The organism is Tenacibaculum aestuarii, assembly GCF_964510395.1.
Classification (GTDB): domain Bacteria; phylum Bacteroidota; class Bacteroidia; order Flavobacteriales; family Flavobacteriaceae; genus Polaribacter; species Polaribacter aestuarii.
In genome coordinates this window covers 259131-276823 of record NZ_CAZEFY010000003.1, presented here as the reverse complement: position 1 = coordinate 276823, position 17693 = coordinate 259131, and the positions used below count along the sequence as shown (strand labels likewise).

Here is a 17693-nt window from a genome sequence, read left to right as displayed (position 1 = left end):
TTTTTTTGTTTAAAATTCAAGGAATTATACATTTTGAAGAAATCTACAACCAATAAATTAAAGATAATTAACGATCCGATTTACGGATTTATCTCTATACCAAACTCACTAATTTTTGACATTATTGAGCATCCATACTTTCAAAGGTTGCGTAGAGTAACTCAAATGGGATTGTCAAATTTGGTATATCCAGGAGCGAATCACACGCGTTTTCATCATGCGATTGGTTGTATGCACTTAATGCAAAAAGCAGTTCGTGTATTGCGCGTAAAAAATGTTGAAATTTCTGAAGATGAAGCGAATGCTTTATACATAGCTATTTTACTGCACGATATTGGTCACGGAGCTTTTTCACACGCTTTAGAGCATAGTATTGTAAACGGAATTACTCACGAAGAGGTTTCTTTAAAGTTTATGAAAGCTATAAATGAGGAGTTTGAAGGAAAATTAAGTTTAGCCATTGAAGTTTTTGAAGGAAAACATCCACGTAAATTTTTATATCAATTAATATCAAGCCAATTAGATATTGATAGATTAGATTATTTAAAAAGAGATAGTTTTTATACTGGTGTTGCCGAAGGAAATATTTCTTCTGATCGCTTAATTGCGATGATGAATGTGGTAGACAATGAATTGGTAATAGAACAAAAAGGAATTTATTCTGTCGAAAAATTCATCATTGCACGTCGTTTGATGTATTGGCAAGTGTATTTACACAAAACAGGATTAGTAGCAGAAAATCTTTTAGTTAGCATCTTAAAACGAGCAAAAGAGTTAGCCACTAAAGGAGTGGAGTTGCCAGCAAGTTCAGCATTAAAATACTTTTTGTACAACCAAATAACTAGTGAAAACTTTTCTGATAACACTTTACAAATATTTTCCGAGTTGGATGATTATGATATCTTTTCAGCTATCAAAGAATGGAAAAATCACGAAGATTTTGTGTTATCTACCTTAGCAAAGAAAATTATAGATAGAAATCTTTTAAGGATTGAAATTCAAGAGAAGCCATTTTCAGAAGAATATATTGAAAAAAGAAGAAAAAAACTTCAAAAGCTAGTAAATCTAACCGATGAAGAGTTAGAGTATTTTGTTTTTTCAAATAAAATTAAACATCAAGCCTATAATTCTGATAAGCCTATAAAAATTTATACAAAAAAAGGTAAGTTAAAAGATATTGCAAAAGCATCTGATCAACTAAACCTGAAAGCGTTAACGAAGCCCGTGGTAAAGCATTACTTGTGCTATCCTAAAAAAATTACTTAGACTAAGTATTAGAAACAAATACGAATGGAGAGGTAATTGAACAAAAATAATTACTTTTGCACTTAATGAAATTTACAGCACAACAAATAGCCGATATTTTGGAGGGTGAAATTGTAGGAAACCCAGAAGCTGAAGTATCTAAACTTTCCAAGATAGAAGAAGGTACCTTGGGGTCATTAACCTTTTTATCTAATCCGAAATATAATTCATATATCTATTCAACAAAAGCAACAGTAGCCATTGTTAATAAAAGTTTTGTTCCTGAAAAGGAAATAGAAACAACTTTAATTAAAGTTGAAAATGCATACAAATCATTTTCAAAACTGTTAGAGTTTTATAACGAAGTGAAAAACAATAAAGTAGGGAGAGAGAATCCTCACTTCATGGCAGATTCTGTGACTATTGGGGATAATGAATACATTGGAGCTTATGCTTATATAGGCGAAAATGTGGTGCTTGGAAATAATGTGAAAATTTACCCTAATTCTTATATTGGAGACAATGTAGTTATTGGAGATAATACGGTTGTTTTTGCAGGAGTAAAAATTTATTCAGAAACAGTTATAGGTAAGAATTGTAAGATTCACTCAGGAACTGTAATAGGTGCAGATGGATTTGGTTTTGCTCCTGATGAGAATGGAGAATACAAAGCAATTCCACAGATTGGAAACGTTATTATAGAAGATAATGTTGATGTAGGATCGAATTCAACCATAGATAGAGCAACTTTGGGTTCAACAATTATTCGTAAAGGAGTAAAGTTAGATAACCATATTCAAATAGCTCATAACGTAGAAATAGGGAAAAATACCGTAATAGCTTCTCAAACAGGTATTGCAGGATCAACAAAAATAGGAGAGAACTGTATGATTGGAGGTCAAGTAGGTATTGTTGGGCACATCACAATTGGAAATAATGTGAAAATCCAAGCACAAGCAGGAATAGGAAAAAGTTTAAAAGATGGCGAAGTTGTTCAGGGATCTCCTGCCTTCGGATATTCTGATTATAGTAAATCGTACGTGCACTTTAAAAATTTACCAAAGTTAGCATCTACAATACATAAAATAGAAAAAGAGTTGAATGCTCAAAAAATAAACAATGAGTAAGAAACAAAAAACAATACAAGACGAAATAACATTATCAGGTGTAGGGTTACACACAGGTAATGAAGTTATGATGGTTTTTAAACCAGCACCAGAAAATCACGGATTCGCTTTTAAGCGTGTAGATTTAGAAGGAAGTCCAATAATTGAAGCGAAAGCTGAATACGTAACAAATACACAAAGAGGTACTAACCTTGAAAAAAACGGAGTTCAAATTCAAACATCTGAACACGTATTAGCTGCAGCAGTAGGTTTAGATATTGATAACTTACTTATTGAAATCAATGCTTCTGAACCACCAATTATGGATGGTTCTTCAAAGTTTTTTATTGAAGCTTTAGAAGAAGCAGGAATAGTAGAACAAGAGGCAGAAGTAGAAGAGTATGTTGTAAAAGAAATTATATCGTACAAAGACGAAGTAACAGGTAGCGAAATTATTTTAATGCCAGCTGATGAGTACCAAATTACTACAATGGTAGATTTTGGAACTAAAATTTTAGGAACTCAAAATGCTACTTTAGACACAATTTCTGATTTTAAAGAAGAAATTTCAGCAGCAAGAACATTTAGTTTTTTACATGAAATTGAAATGTTACTAGAAAATGATTTGATTAAAGGTGGGGATTTAAATAATGCTATTGTTTATGTTGACAAAGAGTTGTCAGATAGTACAATGCAAAAACTTAAAAAAGCCTTTAATAAAGAAAACATAACCGTAAAACCTAACGGAGTATTAGATAACTTAACGTTGCATTGGGCAAACGAAGCTGCGCGTCATAAGTTATTAGATGTTATTGGGGATTTAGCCTTGACAGGGACTCGTATTAGAGGTAAGGTAATTGCTAATAAACCAGGACATTCAGTAAATACAACGTTTGCTAAAAAGTTGGCTAAAATCATTAAGCAAGAAAAAAGAAATAACGTTCCTACTTATGATTTAAATCAGCCACCATTAATGGATATTCATAAAATCATGGATATCTTACCTCACAGACCACCGTTTTTATTAATTGATAGAATTATTGAACTATCTGACAAACACGTGGTTGGAATGAAAAATGTTACGATGAATGAAGATTTTTTCGTAGGACATTTCCCAGGAGCGCCTGTAATGCCAGGGGTTTTACAAGTAGAAGCAATGGCACAATGTGGAGGAGTTTTAGTGTTAAACACAGTACCAGATCCTGAAAACTACCTAACATACTTCATGAAAATGGACAATGTAAAGTTCAAACAAAAAGTATTACCAGGAGATACATTAATATTTAAGAGTGAGTTAATAACACCTATAAGAAGAGGTATTGCACATATGCAAGCATATGCTTATGCTAATGGTAAGCTGGTTTGTGAAGCAGAATTAATGGCTCAAATTTCAAAAGTAAAATAATATGAATCAACCACTTGCGTACGTACACCCTCAAGCAAAAATAGCTCGTAATGTAGTTATTGAACCTTTTACAACCATTCATGCAAATGTAGAAATAGGTTCAGGAACTTGGATTGGTTCTAACGTTACAATTATGGAAGGTGCGCGCATCGGTAAAAACTGTCGAATTTTTCCAGGAGCAGTTATCTCTGCAATTCCTCAAGATTTAAAATTCAACGACGAAGAAACCACTGTAGAGATAGGTGATAACGTTACTATTAGAGAATGTGTTACCATTAACAGAGGTACTTCTGATAGAATGAAAACAGTTATAGGTGACAATTGCTTAATTATGGCATATTGCCACATAGCTCATGATTGTAAAGTGGGTGATAATTGTATTTTTTCAAACAATTCAACGTTAGCGGGTCACGTTACTATTGGTGATAATGTGGTATTAGCGGGTATGGTAGCTGTACACCAGTTTGCCTCTGTAGGAAATCATGCTTTTGTTACTGGAGGATCTTTGGTTCGTAAAGATGTACCTCCGTTTGTTAAGGCTGCTAGAGAGCCATTATCGTATGTAGGTATAAATTCTGTTGGATTACGTAGAAGAGGGTTCACTACTGAAAAGATTAGAGAAGTTCAAGACATATACCGAATCTTATTCCAGAAAAACTACAACAACTCACAAGCGATAGATATTATTGAAGCTGAGATGGAAGCAACTTCAGAGCGTGATGAAATCATTCAGTTTATCAAAGATTCGCATCGTGGAATAATGAAAGGATATTTTAAAGCAAATTAATTAGTAAAATTGCACTTGATTGAGCAATTATAAAGATCAAAATAAATGGCAACAACATCAGATATTAAAAAAGGATTGTGTATAAAGTTTAACCACGATATCTATAAAGTTATTGAGTTTTTACATGTAAAACCTGGTAAAGGTCCAGCTTTTGTACGTACAAAATTAAAAAGTGTTACTACAGGAAAAATTTTAGATAATACATTTTCTGCAGGACATAAAATAGAAGACGTTCGTGTTGAAACTCATAAATTTCAGTACTTATATCCAGAAGGAGATACTTATCACTTTATGAATACTGAAGATTATAACCAAATTACACTTCAAAAATCAGTATTAGACGCTCCTGATTTAATGAAAGAAGGAGAAGTTGTAACTGTTTTAATTAATACTGAAGATAATATGCCATTATCTGTAGAAATGCCATCGCATGTTATTTTAGAAGTAACGCATACAGAGCCAGGTGTTAAAGGTAACACAGCAACAAATGCAACAAAGCCTGCAACTGTTGAAACTGGTGCTAGAATTAATGTTCCTTTATTTATTAATGAAGGTGATAAAATAAAAATCGACACGGAAAAAGGCGCATATACAGAGCGTATCAAAGAATAAATTTAATATTCCCGCTCTTTAGCGGGAATTTCTTTTTAAAGATGAAATTCAAACAGCCTCAAACTTTAGAGCAAATAGCAGCTCTATTAAATGTAGAATTTGTAGGAGAAAACGATTTTCCTATTACAGGAATTAATGAAATTCACGTAGTAGAAAAAGGAGATATTGTTTTTGTAGATCACCCTAAATACTACGATAAAGCCTTAAATTCTGCTGCAACTACTATTTTAATTAATAAAAAAGTAGAATGCCCTGAAGGAAAATCATTATTAATTTCTGATGATCCTTTTAGAGATTTCAATAAAATAACAAAACATTTCAATCCTTTTATAGCTTCAAAAAGTAGTATTGCTGAGTCGGCTATTATAGGAGAAGGAACAATTATACAACCAAATGTTTTTATTGGTGAAAATGTAACTATTGGTAAAAATTGTCTAATTCATGCCAATGTTGCAATCAATAATAACTGTGTATTAGGAGATAACGTTACAATTCATGCCAATACAGTTTTAGGAGGAGATGCTTTCTATTACAAAAATCGACCAGAAGGTTTTGATAAACTAATTTCTGGAGGTAGAGTAGTACTTGAAGACAATGTAGATTTAGGAGCTTCTTGTACTATTGATAGAGGAGTAACTGGAGATACATTAATAGGTACTGGATCAAAAATTGATAACCAAGTTCATATTGGTCACGATACTGTAATCGGTAAAAAGTGTTTAATAGCTGCGCAAACAGGTATCGCTGGCTGTACTATTATTGAAGATGAAGTGACAATTTGGGGTCAAGTAGGTATTATTAGTGGATTAACTATTGAAAAGGGTACTGTTTTAATGGCACAAACAGGAGTTACAAAATCCTTAAAAAAAGGAGTATACTTCGGAACACCACAGCGTGAATACCGTCAAACTCTTAGAGAAGTCATCTATTTAAAGAATGCAACAAATAAAGAAAAAAAGTAACCTAAAATTAATTGTGAAAACACAATTAAAAAGTTATTTTTGTCTGTCTTAAAAAATAAAAAAAGCAAACCAATGAGTGTTTTAGTAAATAAAGATTCAAAAATTATAGTTCAAGGTTTTACAGGAAGCGAAGGAACTTTCCACGCTAGCCAAATGATCGATTACGGAACAAACGTAGTTGGAGGTGTAACACCAGGTAAAGGAGGTCAAGAGCATTTAGGAAAGCCAGTTTTTAATACAGTTGATGAAGCTGTACAAAAAGCAGGAGCAGATACTTCTATTATTTTTGTACCACCAGCATTTGCTGCTGATGCTATTATGGAAGCTGCTGAAGCAGGAATTAAAGTAATCATTTGTATTACTGAAGGAATTCCTACTGCTGATATGGTAAAAGTAAAAGCTTATATTGATCAATTAGATTGTACTTTAGTAGGACCTAACTGTCCAGGAGTAATTACTCCAGAAGAAGCTAAAGTTGGAATTATGCCAGGATTTATCTTCAAAAAAGGTAAAGTAGGTATCGTTTCTAAATCAGGAACTTTAACGTATGAAGCTGCTGATCAAGTTGTAAAACAAGGTTACGGAATTACTACAGCTATTGGTATTGGTGGAGATCCAATTATTGGAACTACTACTAAAGAAGCTGTCGAGTTATTAATGAATGACGATGAAACTGAAGCAATCGTAATGATTGGTGAAATTGGAGGTAACTTAGAAGCTGAAGCTGCTCGTTGGATTAAAGCTGACGGTAACCGTAAGCCAGTGGTTGGTTTTATTGCAGGTCAAACTGCTCCAGCTGGTAGAACAATGGGACACGCTGGTGCTATCGTTGGTGGTGCTGATGATACTGCTCAAGCAAAAATGAAAATTTTAGCAGAAAATGGAGTACACGTTGTAGAGTCTCCTGCTAAAATTGGAGAAATGGTAGCTAAAGTTTTAGCATAATAAACTACATACATATTAGAGTAAATTCCCGTTTTTAACGGGAATTTATTTTTATATTTGAATCCAATAAACTACCCAGATACAAGCACACTGGGTATTCAAAAAAATTATGTAAGAATTTAGAGGCAAGCTTTTGGGAATAAAACCCTTGGCTATCGCCCTGTGATTAAAACAACTAATAAATGAAACTTTTAGAAAATAAAACTGCAATTGTTACAGGTGCTACTAGAGGAATTGGTAGAGGAATTGCCTTAGAGTTTGCAAATCAAGGATGTAACGTTGCATTCACTTATAGCTCTTCTGTTGAAGCAGCAACTGCTTTAGAAAATGAGTTGAAAGCATTAGGAGTAAAAGCAAAAGGATACCAATCAAATGCAGCTGAATTTGATGCAGCACAAGAATTGGCGAAAAACGTTTTAGAAGAATTCGGAACTATTGATGTGTTAGTAAATAACGCAGGTATTACAAAAGATAATTTGTTAATGCGTATTTCTGAAGAAGATTTTGATAAAGTAATTGAAGTAAATTTAAAATCTGTTTTTAATTTAACCAAAGCAGTAATTCGTCCGATGATGAAACAACGTGCAGGTTCAATTATCAACATGAGTTCAGTTGTTGGATTAAAAGGAAATGCTGGCCAAGCAAATTATGCAGCTTCAAAAGCAGGAATTTTAGGATTCTCAAAATCTGTAGCATTAGAATTAGGTTCTCGTAATATTCGTAGTAACGTAGTTGCTCCAGGTTTTATTGAAACTGAAATGACAGCAAAATTAGATGAAAAAGTAGTTGAAGGTTGGAGAAACGAAATTCCTTTAAAAAGAGGAGGAACTCCAGAAGACATCGCTAACGCTTGTGTATTCTTAGCATCAGATATGAGTTCATATATTACTGGTCAAACATTATCAGTTGACGGAGGAATGTTAACATAATATTAAAAATCTTAATTTTTACACACTTTGTGAGATACTACCTTTTTTGTAATAATTTTTATATATTAGATTAATTTTAAACTTAATTATTATGAAAAACTTTATTAAAATGTTAATGTTTGTTTTTGTGATAGCATTAACATCTTGTTCTGAAAATGAAAATTATTTAACCAATGGATTACAGTCAGAATTAACTACTGGTGATGATAATGATTTAGAAAGAAGCGCAAAAACTGGTTGTACTATCACAGAGGTATCTACTTATGGAAATCAAGTAACTTATTCAGTCAATCTTCAGGGTTTTAATAATCCTGTAATTAGCTGGCAAGTTTTATCAGGAAATATGAGTATTGTTGGAAACAACACAAATCAAACAGTTATAGTTAGTTTTGATATCTCTAACTTTACTGGAGGTGAACTAAAAGTTTCTATTTATGAGTACAGTGACCCAAACAACACTTATTGCGGAGAAACTCTTACATTATCACAGGGAGATTGCCCTCCTGACCCATGCACTGGAGTTTATGGAACAATTGTAGAAACTATTGAAGCATGTTATCCAGCGTCTCACCCATATGGTAGATACTATTTAAGTTATTCGGGTGATAATGAAGATGTTACCTGGTCAGTAGATTATGGTACAATTACATCTCAGTCCGGAGCTTCTGAAGTTCATGTGGCTGCTGCTAGTTTAGATCCATTTACTTTAACAGCTACTATTAGTACAGATGGAGGTTGTGTAAAACAAATAAGCAAAGTTTTTTATCCTTGTGATGCTGGTGGAGGTTTTGGAAAATAACTCTTATATATAATAAATACGCTAAACTAAAAAAGCCTGTATTATTTTATAATACAGGCTTCTTCTATTTTAAGGGGTTGTGTTTGCTTGTTAAGGGGTGCAAGCACGAGGGGTTTGTCTGGGGGACAAATTTCTAAACTCAGAACTTAAAGGGGACATAAGTTTTAGGGGAGAGTTTAGTTTTTAATGATTTATAAAATTCAAACGATTTGTTGGGGGATACAAATACTGAGGGGTTATTTGAATTTCACAACTCATTAAATTCTTTGGGGATTGTTTTAGGGAATCATTTATAGTATCATCTTTTTTTGTAATCTTCAAAGGTTCCATCATCATATAGAACCAAAATGTTTTTAATTTCTCTAAAAGCGGCTGATTCTTTTGGTTTTATAGTACTCTCTGAGAATTGCGTATTTGATTTTTTTTCGGGTTCTTGGTCAAATACTATATTTTCAGCGAACAGAGAAGGAGCTTCATTTTTTTCTATTTTTACCTCTTTCTCTTGGTTTTGTGTATTTGGAGGAAAACTACCTTTACCATACACTAACCAATTTAAATCAACTTCATCAAAAGCCGTTTCAACTTTTATAATAAAATCTAAGCTCGGTTTATTTCTTCCTGATAATAGGTGAGAAATGCTAGATCTTGGAACATCAATTTTATCTGCAAAACTAGACGCTGATAAATTGTAATAATCTAATATCTGTTTTAGTCTTTCTATCATTTGTTTACTCATGTAAACGTTAGGGGTTGTTTACAGTTGTAAATATATATAGTTTTATAATTGTAAACAAGTAAAAAGTGATTTTTTTTCAAATTAATCTCAACTAACCACATAAAACACTTCAAATGAATACACTTAAATAGCTAAAAAACAGTATTTTAAATCGTAAGTATAGAAAAAGGCTATAATGTAGGTAAAAGCATATAGTTACAATTGTAACACTTAAAAAACTTAAATTATTACTGTTTTATATTGTAAACATCTCTCTAAATTCACTTTAAAGTACCTTTTTATAGTGCATTTTAAAGAATTGAATAGTAGAATAGAGTTAGAATCGTTATTAAGTAGCTTCCTTTTTTAATTTAGCTTTAAAATCTTAAAGATGAGCATGAGAAAAGTATAAAGTCTATATTGCTACTTTAAGTTATAAGGCTTAATAAACTTAAAGTAATAATTACTTATAAAGATCTAAAATACTCAAGTAATAGTTATAATTTTATGAGTTTATTACAATTGTAACAATAATTCAAACGTTAACAAATGTAAAATACGTGTTTTGTTGTTTACTTTTGTAAAAAAAAGAAAGCACCCTGTTTACAGAGTGCTTCATTATTGTTGAGAAAGTTGTATTCTACTTACTTTTTATTCTCTATCCATTTTCTTGCATTAACAAAAGCTTCTAACCAAGGTGAAACTTCATCTTGTCTGTCTTGTGGATAGTAAGCCCAGTTCCATTGGAAAGTAGAACGCTCAATATGTGGCATAGTTACTAAATGACGACCAGTCTTATCACACATCATTGCAGTATTATAATCTGAACCGTTTGGATTGTTAGGATATCCTTCATATCCGTACTTAGCAACAATGTTGTAATTGTCTTCAGTTTCTGGTAAATTGAATTTTCCTTCTCCATGAGAAATCCAAACTCCTAATTCAGTTCCTGCTAAACTAGATAACATTACTGAATTATTCTCTTTAACTTTTACAGATGTAAAAGAACTTTCGTGTTTTTTAGATTCATTGTGTAACATCTTACCATGCTCATTATGCTCTGGGTTGATTAACTCTAATTCCATAAACAACTGACATCCGTTACAAATACCAACAGAAAGGGTATCTTCTCTTTTAAAGAAGTTTTTCAAAGCAGTGTTAGCTTTTTCATTATATAAAAATGCTCCTGCCCATCCTTTTGCAGAACCTAATACATCTGAATTAGAAAAACCTCCAACAGCTCCAATAAATTGAATATCTTCTAAAGTTTCACGACCAGAAATTAAATCCGTCATGTGAACATCCTTCACATCAAAACCAGCTAAATACATAGCATTTGCCATTTCGCGTTCAGAGTTTGAACCCTTTTCACGAATGATAGCAGCTTTTGGTCTATTAGTTACAGTACCAACAGTATCTGCAAGTTTTCCTGTAAAATGAGTTGGGAATGTATATTGTAAAGGTTGATTTTTATAATTATCAAAACGATTTTTAGCTAAACCATTAGCCGTTTGTTTTTGATCTAATAAATAAGAAGTCTTATACCAAGTATCTCTTAATTCAGCAATTGATAAAGCAAAAACATCAGATCCATTTTTAATATTCAATCGATCAGATTCAGTTACCGAACCAATTTTAAAGAATTCAATATTATTATCGGCTAAAGTTTGTTCTACAGAAGCGTCTGTTGCTTGGAAAACAATTCCTGAGTTTTCGGCAAATAATAATTTGATACTATCAGCTTCGTTTAAAGCAGATAAATCTAAGTTCGCACCTACATTTACATCCGCAAAACACAATTCTAATAAAGTAGTAATCAATCCTCCAGATGCAACATCGTGACCAGCAACGATTTTTCCTTCCTTAATTAAATTCTGTAAAACATTAAATGCTGATTTAAAGAACTCATTATTAGTAATCGTAGGAGCAGAGTTACCTAATTTATTTACTACCTGTGCAAATGAACTTCCTCCTAATTTAAAATCATCTTGTGATAAGTTGATATAATAGATATCTCCTTTGTTTGCTTGTAAAAGAGGTTCTACTACTTTAGTAATATTGTTACAGTTTGCTGCAGCAGAAATAACCACAGTTCCAGGAGAAATTACTTCTTCATTAGGATATTTCTGTTTCATAGATAAAGAATCTTTCCCTGTTGGAACATTGATTCCTAAATCGATAGAAAAATCTGAAACCGCTTTTACAGCTTTGTATAAACGAGCATCTTCACCTTCATTTTTACAAGGCCACATCCAGTTTGCTGATAATGAAACAGATTGTAAACCATCTTTTAAAGGTGCCCAAACAATATTCGTTAATGCTTCAGCAATTGAGTTTTTACTTCCAGCTACAGGATCAATCAATCCAGAAATAGGAGAATGCCCAATTGTAGTAGCAATACCTTCTTTACCTTTATAATCTAATGCCATTACCCCGACATTGTTTAGTGGAATTTGTAATGAACCAACACATTGTTGTTTGGCTACTTTTCCTCCAACACAACGGTCAACTTTATTAGTCAACCAATCTTTACAGGCAACAGCTTCTAATTGTAAAACTTGCTCTAAATATTGAGTAAAGTTTTCTTTAGAATACTCAACATCAGCATAATTACGATCAACTGTATTATCAGTCATAATCGTTTTTGGAGAACTACCGAACATGTCTTCTAAAGCTAAATCCATTGGTTTGTTTCCGTTGGTTTTAGATTCAAAAGTAAAACGGTGATCCCCAGTAACATCACCTATGGTGTACATTGGCGAACGCTCACGTTCAGCAATCTTATTAAGAGTATCGATATGCTTTTCAGCTATCACTAATCCCATACGCTCTTGGGATTCGTTACCGATAATCTCTTTATCAGATAGGGTAGGGTCTCCAACAGGTAATTTATCTAAGTCGATTTTTCCACCAGTATCTTCTACTAATTCTGATAAGCAGTTTAAGTGTCCACCAGCTCCGTGATCGTGAATAGAAACAATAAAGTTTTCATCACTTTCTACCATACCACGAACAGCGTTGGCTGCACGTTTTTGCATTTCAGGATTTGAACGTTGAATTGCGTTTAATTCAATTCCTGTTGAAAATTCTCCAGTATCGGCAGAAGAAACTGCAGCTCCTCCCATACCAATACGGTAGTTTTCACCACCTAGAATTACTATTTTATCTCCTTCTTGTGGAGTATCTTTTAATGCTTGTTCTTTTTTACCATATCCGATACCACCAGCTTGCATGATTACTTTATCGAAACCAAGTTTGCGAGCATCTTCTTCGTGTTCAAAAGTTAGAACAGAACCACAGATTAAAGGCTGACCGAATTTATTACCAAAATCAGAAGCTCCGTTAGAAGCTTTAATTAAGATATCCATAGGAGTTTGGTATAACCATTTACGCTCATCCATTCCTTTTTCCCAAGGACGATTCTCTTCTAAACGAGAATATGAAGTCATATATACAGCAGTACCAGCTAAAGGTAACGAACCTTTTCCTCCAGCTAATCTATCACGAATTTCACCTCCTGAACCTGTTGCTGCACCATTGAATGGCTCAACAGTAGTAGGGAAGTTGTGTGTTTCAGCTTTTAAGGAAATAACAGATTCAAACTCTTTTGTTTCGTAAAAATCTGGTTTATCTGCGCTTTTAGGAGCAAATTGCTCTACTCTTGGACCTTTAACAAAAGCAACATTGTCTTTATAAGCAGATACAATATCATTAGGATTTTGTTTAGACGTTTCTTTAATTAACTTGAATAAAGAAGTAGGCATTTCTTCACCATCAATAATAAAAGTACCGTTGAAAATTTTATGACGACAATGTTCTGAATTTACTTGAGAGAATCCAAATACTTCAGAATCTGTTAGTTTTCTACCAATCTTAGTAGCTACTTCTTCTAAATACGCAATTTCTTCCTCACTTAAAGCCAACCCTTCTTGCTCGTTATAAGCAGCAATATCCTCAATTTCTAAAATTGGTTCAGGTTGAATATTAATCGTGAAAGTTTCTTGGTTTAATCCGTCAAACTTTTGAGAAATCATTGGGTCGAAGTCAGAAAAATCATTAGCTACTGTGTCAAATTCTTCAATTCTGATAATTCCAGAAATCCCCATATTTTGAGTAATTTCAACAGCATTGGTACTCCAAGGAGTAATCATTGCTGCTCTAGGCCCAACAAAAAAGGCGTCAAGAGACGCCGCATTTATTTTCGGTTGGTTGCCAAATAACCAAGTTAACTTCGAAATTGTTTCAGATGTTAATTCTTCTATTGTTTGAACAGCAAAAACCTTGCTGTTTACGTTTCCAAAGAAATGAATCATTATTAGTTGTGTTTGTGTGTGTTTTTGAAAGGTGTAAATTTAATTCTTTTGGTTGAAATAGAAGCATAAAAAAAGCAGCAAAATTTTGCTGCTTTTTATAATGTTGTTTTACTTGTTAAAGTAATGACTATCAATATACATTTCTTGTTCAAACTTGTTTGTTGACACATTTATATCAATACGTTCAAAGCTTTTTACTTCGTATGCAGATTTTGCTGATAGACCTCTTATATCATCCAAGGCTGTTTTAAGTACAATTTCATTTTCATCACCAAATGGTAAGATGTTATCCCAATGTTTCCATTCTTCAATTAAGATATTAGGCTCAAACCCATCACCATAATCATTTTGACCAAGTTTATTATAAATTTGAAAAACAATTGGTTGCATAGCCATTTTATGTGAAGAATTAGCAGTATTTACATTAGTATAGTCACTAATTGGTGAATCATATAATGTTATTGACCCTTCATTTTTACCTACTGTTTTAGTTCCTACTACTTTAACATCAATAAAAGGACGCAATCCATTTATAATCATTTCACTAGCAGATGCAGTACTACCAGATGCTAAAACATATAACTTATTAATACCTGATAATCTATTGATTGTTTCTTCATTAGTTTTTTTTCCATCTGCTCCATAAACATTTAACGTATTATCAAAATAGTAAGGATCATTGTATTGAGAGTGCTTATTGTTGAATTTTAACTCAGCAAATTTATCGCTACCAGCTTCGGCGTGTATCATACTTGCTAAATAAGCAGACGTTTCTACAGAACCACCACCATTAATTCTTAAATCTAATACTAGCTCTTGAACGCCAGCAGATTTTAGTTCAGCAAAAGCAGCATTCAATTCGTCATTATATGAAGATCTAAAGCCATTGTAAACTATGTACCCAACCTTCTTACCATTTATATTATCAAAAACTTTAGTTAAATGTACCGGATTGTCTGATACTACAGCTTGTGAAATTGTTTTCTTTTCCTTAAAAGTTTGACCATCCTTTTCTGTAAATGAAAATTCTGAAGTTTCTTGGTAATAACCATTAAAAACGGTTTTATAATTACTCAAGGTCATTACAGTTCCATTGATAGCATTTATAATATCACCTCTTTTAAATCCAGCTAGATCTGCAGGAGAGTTCTTTGAAACATGTTGAATATATATTACTACATAATCGGTTGTACCAACTCTAACCAAACTAGGTCTAAAACCAAAAGTCTTAGAAGTACCTTGAAATTGTTGTTGCTGAGCTACGTAATCTTCAATAAACCAAGAGAAATCATCATTTGTATGTTTTAGGCTTTCAAATAATGAATTAGGAGTACTAAATGAGTTTAAATAAGTGTAATAATCATTTGTATTATCATCTTTACTGTCTGCCAAACTAGGGACTTCTCCTTGCCAGTTATACCATGAGTTCATAGCTTTCCAAACGAAATTATTAATTGGAGTGTCAAGTATAGGTTGATTTATATCTTCTTTACTACAACTTAAAAGTAAGATAAATAGAAAACTCATTAATATTTTTTTTCTCATTTTTAAATTAATTACTAGTTATTGAACAATGTAACAGATAATTTTCACCTCTTACTTTTTTTAACATAAAACTATTTTTGATCAGGTATTCTATTTCTTTCTATTTTTCCTTTTTTAACGGCTTTATAATTTTCGTAACAGTTTAAGACAGCTTCAATAAGCTGTAAGTCGCTAGCTTTTTTAATAAAATATTCAGAATAGTTACAATCAGAAAGTAGTTTGTTTAGCTCAGCTCTGTCCATTTCTAAATACTCCATCATTACCTCTCGGTCAAATTTACCTGCAAGCATTTTTCGTAAATCATCTTCTTGTTTAAGTTTCTTTAACTTTTTTAGTTGTTTAGGTTTATTTCCGAAATGGTTGTATACTAAATCTACTGGATTCAATAGTTTAGCAATAGGAGAGGAGATTTTTTGAGGTTTTCCTACCTCGTAGGTTTGTGGTAAACCATTAATATGAATTCTTGTAAAGCGATCTTTAGGAACTTGTTTTACATCAACCTCTAAAACTCCAATAAGCTCGGTAGATTTAATTACTACTTCCTTAACTTCTTCTGGTTTTTCTTCTAGAGAAATGATTACTTCATTTCCTTTTAAAAGATCGTTTGTTACTTTTAGTTTTATAGAAGAGTACCCTAAATAAGATACAAGCACAGTGTCATTTGCTCTTGCTATTAGATTAAAAGCTCCTTGTTCGTTGGTAATTGTACCTACTACAGTATTTAAGTTTAATATATGTGCAGCACTTAAAGGTTTTTTAGATTCAGAATCTATAATTTGTCCTTTAAGATTATTGTTTTGAGTGGTTTGAGCTATTGTTATAAATGATGAAACAAGTAGTAACAATAAAATGGTATACTTTTTTTGCATAATGCAATAATAAGAATAAATAGATTTTGTTTAGTTAATTATCTGTGAAATTGATACGGTAAGTACAAGATATTGTGGAATAAAAAAACACAAGCTATATAAAAGCTTGTGTTTTTTATTGTTGGTGCACATAAGAAGATTCGAACTTCCACATTCCTAAGAATACTGCCCCCTCAAGGCAGCGCGTCTACCAATTCCGCCATATGTGCGTAAACTAAAAAAGTTAAGCTTTCGCTTAACTTTTTGGTGACCGGGCTGGGGCTCGAACCCAGGACCCTCTCCTTAAAAGGGAGATGCTCTACCAACTGAGCTACCCGGTCATTGCTTCCTTGTGAAAGCGGTTGCAAATATACAACTGTTCTTTAAATGAAAAAAGTTTTTTTGTAATATTTTTTACAGATATTTGTAACTGCTTAATTACTAGTTTATGAAAATTGTATTATTGGGATATATGGCTAGCGGAAAATCGACAATTGGTAGAATTTTGGCCGAAAAACTGCAGATTTCCTTTATAGATTTAGATGCATATATTGAAGAAAAAGAAAAAATGTCGGTTTCTGATGTCTTTAAAGAGAAAGGAGAAATCTATTTTCGTAAGCAAGAACATGTTTATCTAAAAGAACTTTTAGATAAAAAAGAAGACTTTGTTTTATCCTTAGGAGGAGGTACACCATGTTATGCAGGAAACATGAATGTACTATTAAGTTATGATGATGTGACTTCTATATATTTAAAAACATCTATACAAACCATAATGGAAAGATTGGTAAATGAAAAAAGCCAACGTCCGTTAGTAGCTCGCTTAAATGAAGATGAATTGGCAGAGTTTATAGCCAAACACTTATTTGAACGTAGTTATTATTACAATCAAGCTACTCATAAACTAGTAGTTGATAATAAAGATGTGAATGAAACAGTGGAGGATCTCCAAGTTATACTAAGTTAAATAAGCAATAGTTTCATTCGCTTTAAATTCAACAACAACATGTTCTTTAATAGAGGTAGATAAAGAAATACCTTTAAAATCTGCTTTTACTGGATATTTTTTGTGATTTCTATTGACTAACACGGCAGTTTTAAATCTTTTTAAAGGAACTTCTAAAAAGTGTTTAACACCGTATATCAAAGTAGTACCTGAGTTTAAAACATCATCAACCAATACTAACGCTTTGTTTTTGTACTCGTCACTAGTTATTGAAGTAGTAATTGGAGTTGTAGGTTTTTTCTTATCGATAAAAACTTTACAAAGGGTAACTTTTAAAGGCGAGATTTTATTTACGGCCTCTGCAATTTTTTCAGCAAGAAAAAAACCGTTATCAGCAATACCTGCAATAATGATTTCTTTTTCCTCACTATTACTTTCGTAGATTTGAAAAGCCATTCTACGAATTTTTTGCTCAATTTGTGTATTGTTTAGGATGATATTGTTAGTGTCGGTCATTTTTCTTTTAGTTTAAAACA

The 17693-nt window shown here is 32.4% G+C and carries 15 protein-coding genes and 2 tRNA genes; 10 read left to right on the top strand and 7 right to left on the bottom strand.

Annotated elements, in window-relative coordinates:
* The first annotated feature begins 33 nt into the window (after positions 1-33).
* The 9 genes from ACKTSU_RS07370 to ACKTSU_RS07330 all read left to right on the top strand — a co-directional run bounded on the left by ACKTSU_RS07370 (position 34) and on the right by ACKTSU_RS07330 (position 8790).
* Complete coding sequence (locus ACKTSU_RS07370) at positions 34-1266, top strand: HD domain-containing protein (protein ID WP_408035731.1); 1233 nt, start codon at positions 34-36, stop codon at positions 1264-1266.
* Between the two features lie 65 nt (positions 1267-1331).
* Positions 1332-2372, top strand: coding sequence for a UDP-3-O-(3-hydroxymyristoyl)glucosamine N-acyltransferase (gene lpxD / locus ACKTSU_RS07365; RefSeq protein ID WP_408035730.1), 1041 nt, complete (start codon positions 1332-1334; stop codon positions 2370-2372).
* Positions 2365-3756 (top strand): bifunctional UDP-3-O-[3-hydroxymyristoyl] N-acetylglucosamine deacetylase/3-hydroxyacyl-ACP dehydratase, encoded by a 1392-nt coding sequence (locus tag ACKTSU_RS07360; protein ID WP_408035729.1) that lies wholly within the window; start codon positions 2365-2367, stop codon positions 3754-3756. The genes lpxD and ACKTSU_RS07360 overlap by 8 nt, the downstream gene beginning before the upstream one ends.
* Before the next feature lies 1 nt (position 3757).
* A complete protein-coding gene (gene lpxA / locus ACKTSU_RS07355) occupies positions 3758-4543 on the top strand; it encodes an acyl-ACP--UDP-N-acetylglucosamine O-acyltransferase (protein ID WP_408035728.1) in 786 nt (261 codons plus the stop codon).
* A gap of 45 nt (positions 4544-4588) precedes the next feature.
* A complete protein-coding gene (gene efp / locus ACKTSU_RS07350) occupies positions 4589-5155 on the top strand; it encodes an elongation factor P (protein WP_408035726.1) in 567 nt (188 codons plus the stop codon).
* Between the two features lie 41 nt (positions 5156-5196).
* The gene (locus ACKTSU_RS07345) at positions 5197-6117 is read left to right on the top strand and encodes a UDP-3-O-(3-hydroxymyristoyl)glucosamine N-acyltransferase (RefSeq protein WP_408035725.1); all 921 of its coding nucleotides are present in this window, start codon (positions 5197-5199) and stop codon (positions 6115-6117) included.
* Between the two features lie 72 nt (positions 6118-6189).
* The gene (gene sucD / locus ACKTSU_RS07340) at positions 6190-7062 is read left to right on the top strand and encodes a succinate--CoA ligase subunit alpha (protein ID WP_028891930.1); all 873 of its coding nucleotides are present in this window, start codon (positions 6190-6192) and stop codon (positions 7060-7062) included.
* Positions 7063-7244: 182 nt separating this feature from the next.
* Positions 7245-7991, top strand: coding sequence for a 3-oxoacyl-[acyl-carrier-protein] reductase (gene fabG, locus ACKTSU_RS07335; RefSeq protein WP_274634192.1), 747 nt, complete (start codon positions 7245-7247; stop codon positions 7989-7991).
* Between the two features lie 91 nt (positions 7992-8082).
* Positions 8083-8790: a hypothetical protein gene (locus ACKTSU_RS07330; RefSeq protein WP_408035723.1), complete on the top strand. Its 708-nt coding sequence runs from the start codon at positions 8083-8085 to the stop codon at positions 8788-8790.
* Positions 8791-9088: 298 nt separating this feature from the next.
* On the opposite strand, the gene ACKTSU_RS07325 is transcribed toward ACKTSU_RS07330, so the two are convergent.
* The 6 genes from ACKTSU_RS07325 to ACKTSU_RS07300 form a co-directional block, all read right to left on the bottom strand.
* The gene (locus ACKTSU_RS07325) at positions 9089-9514 is read right to left on the bottom strand and encodes a helix-turn-helix domain-containing protein (RefSeq protein ID WP_408035722.1); all 426 of its coding nucleotides are present in this window, start codon (positions 9512-9514) and stop codon (positions 9089-9091) included.
* Between the two features lie 635 nt (positions 9515-10149).
* Positions 10150-13818: a phosphoribosylformylglycinamidine synthase gene (gene purL, locus ACKTSU_RS07320; protein ID WP_408035721.1), complete on the bottom strand. Its 3669-nt coding sequence runs from the start codon at positions 13816-13818 to the stop codon at positions 10150-10152.
* A 108-nt stretch (positions 13819-13926) separates the two neighbouring features.
* Positions 13927-15363, bottom strand: coding sequence for a S41 family peptidase (locus tag ACKTSU_RS07315; RefSeq protein WP_408035720.1), 1437 nt, complete (start codon positions 15361-15363; stop codon positions 13927-13929).
* Positions 15364-15434: 71 nt separating this feature from the next.
* The gene (locus ACKTSU_RS07310; RefSeq protein ID WP_408035719.1) at positions 15435-16232 is read right to left on the bottom strand and encodes a carboxypeptidase-like regulatory domain-containing protein; all 798 of its coding nucleotides are present in this window, start codon (positions 16230-16232) and stop codon (positions 15435-15437) included.
* Positions 16233-16354: 122 nt separating this feature from the next.
* A tRNA-Leu gene (locus ACKTSU_RS07305) sits at positions 16355-16441 on the bottom strand.
* 35 nt (positions 16442-16476) lie between these two features.
* Positions 16477-16552, bottom strand: a tRNA-Lys gene (locus tag ACKTSU_RS07300).
* Positions 16553-16659: 107 nt separating this feature from the next.
* Between ACKTSU_RS07300 and ACKTSU_RS07295 the strand changes: the two genes are divergently transcribed.
* Entirely contained in the window at positions 16660-17178 is a 519-nt protein-coding gene (locus tag ACKTSU_RS07295) for a shikimate kinase (RefSeq protein WP_408035718.1), read from the top strand.
* Here the strand turns inward: ACKTSU_RS07295 and ACKTSU_RS07290 are convergent.
* Complete coding sequence (locus ACKTSU_RS07290; RefSeq protein ID WP_408035717.1) at positions 17170-17673, bottom strand: phosphoribosyltransferase family protein; 504 nt, start codon at positions 17671-17673, stop codon at positions 17170-17172. The genes ACKTSU_RS07295 and ACKTSU_RS07290 overlap by 9 nt on opposite strands.
* Positions 17674-17693 lie beyond the last annotated feature (20 nt).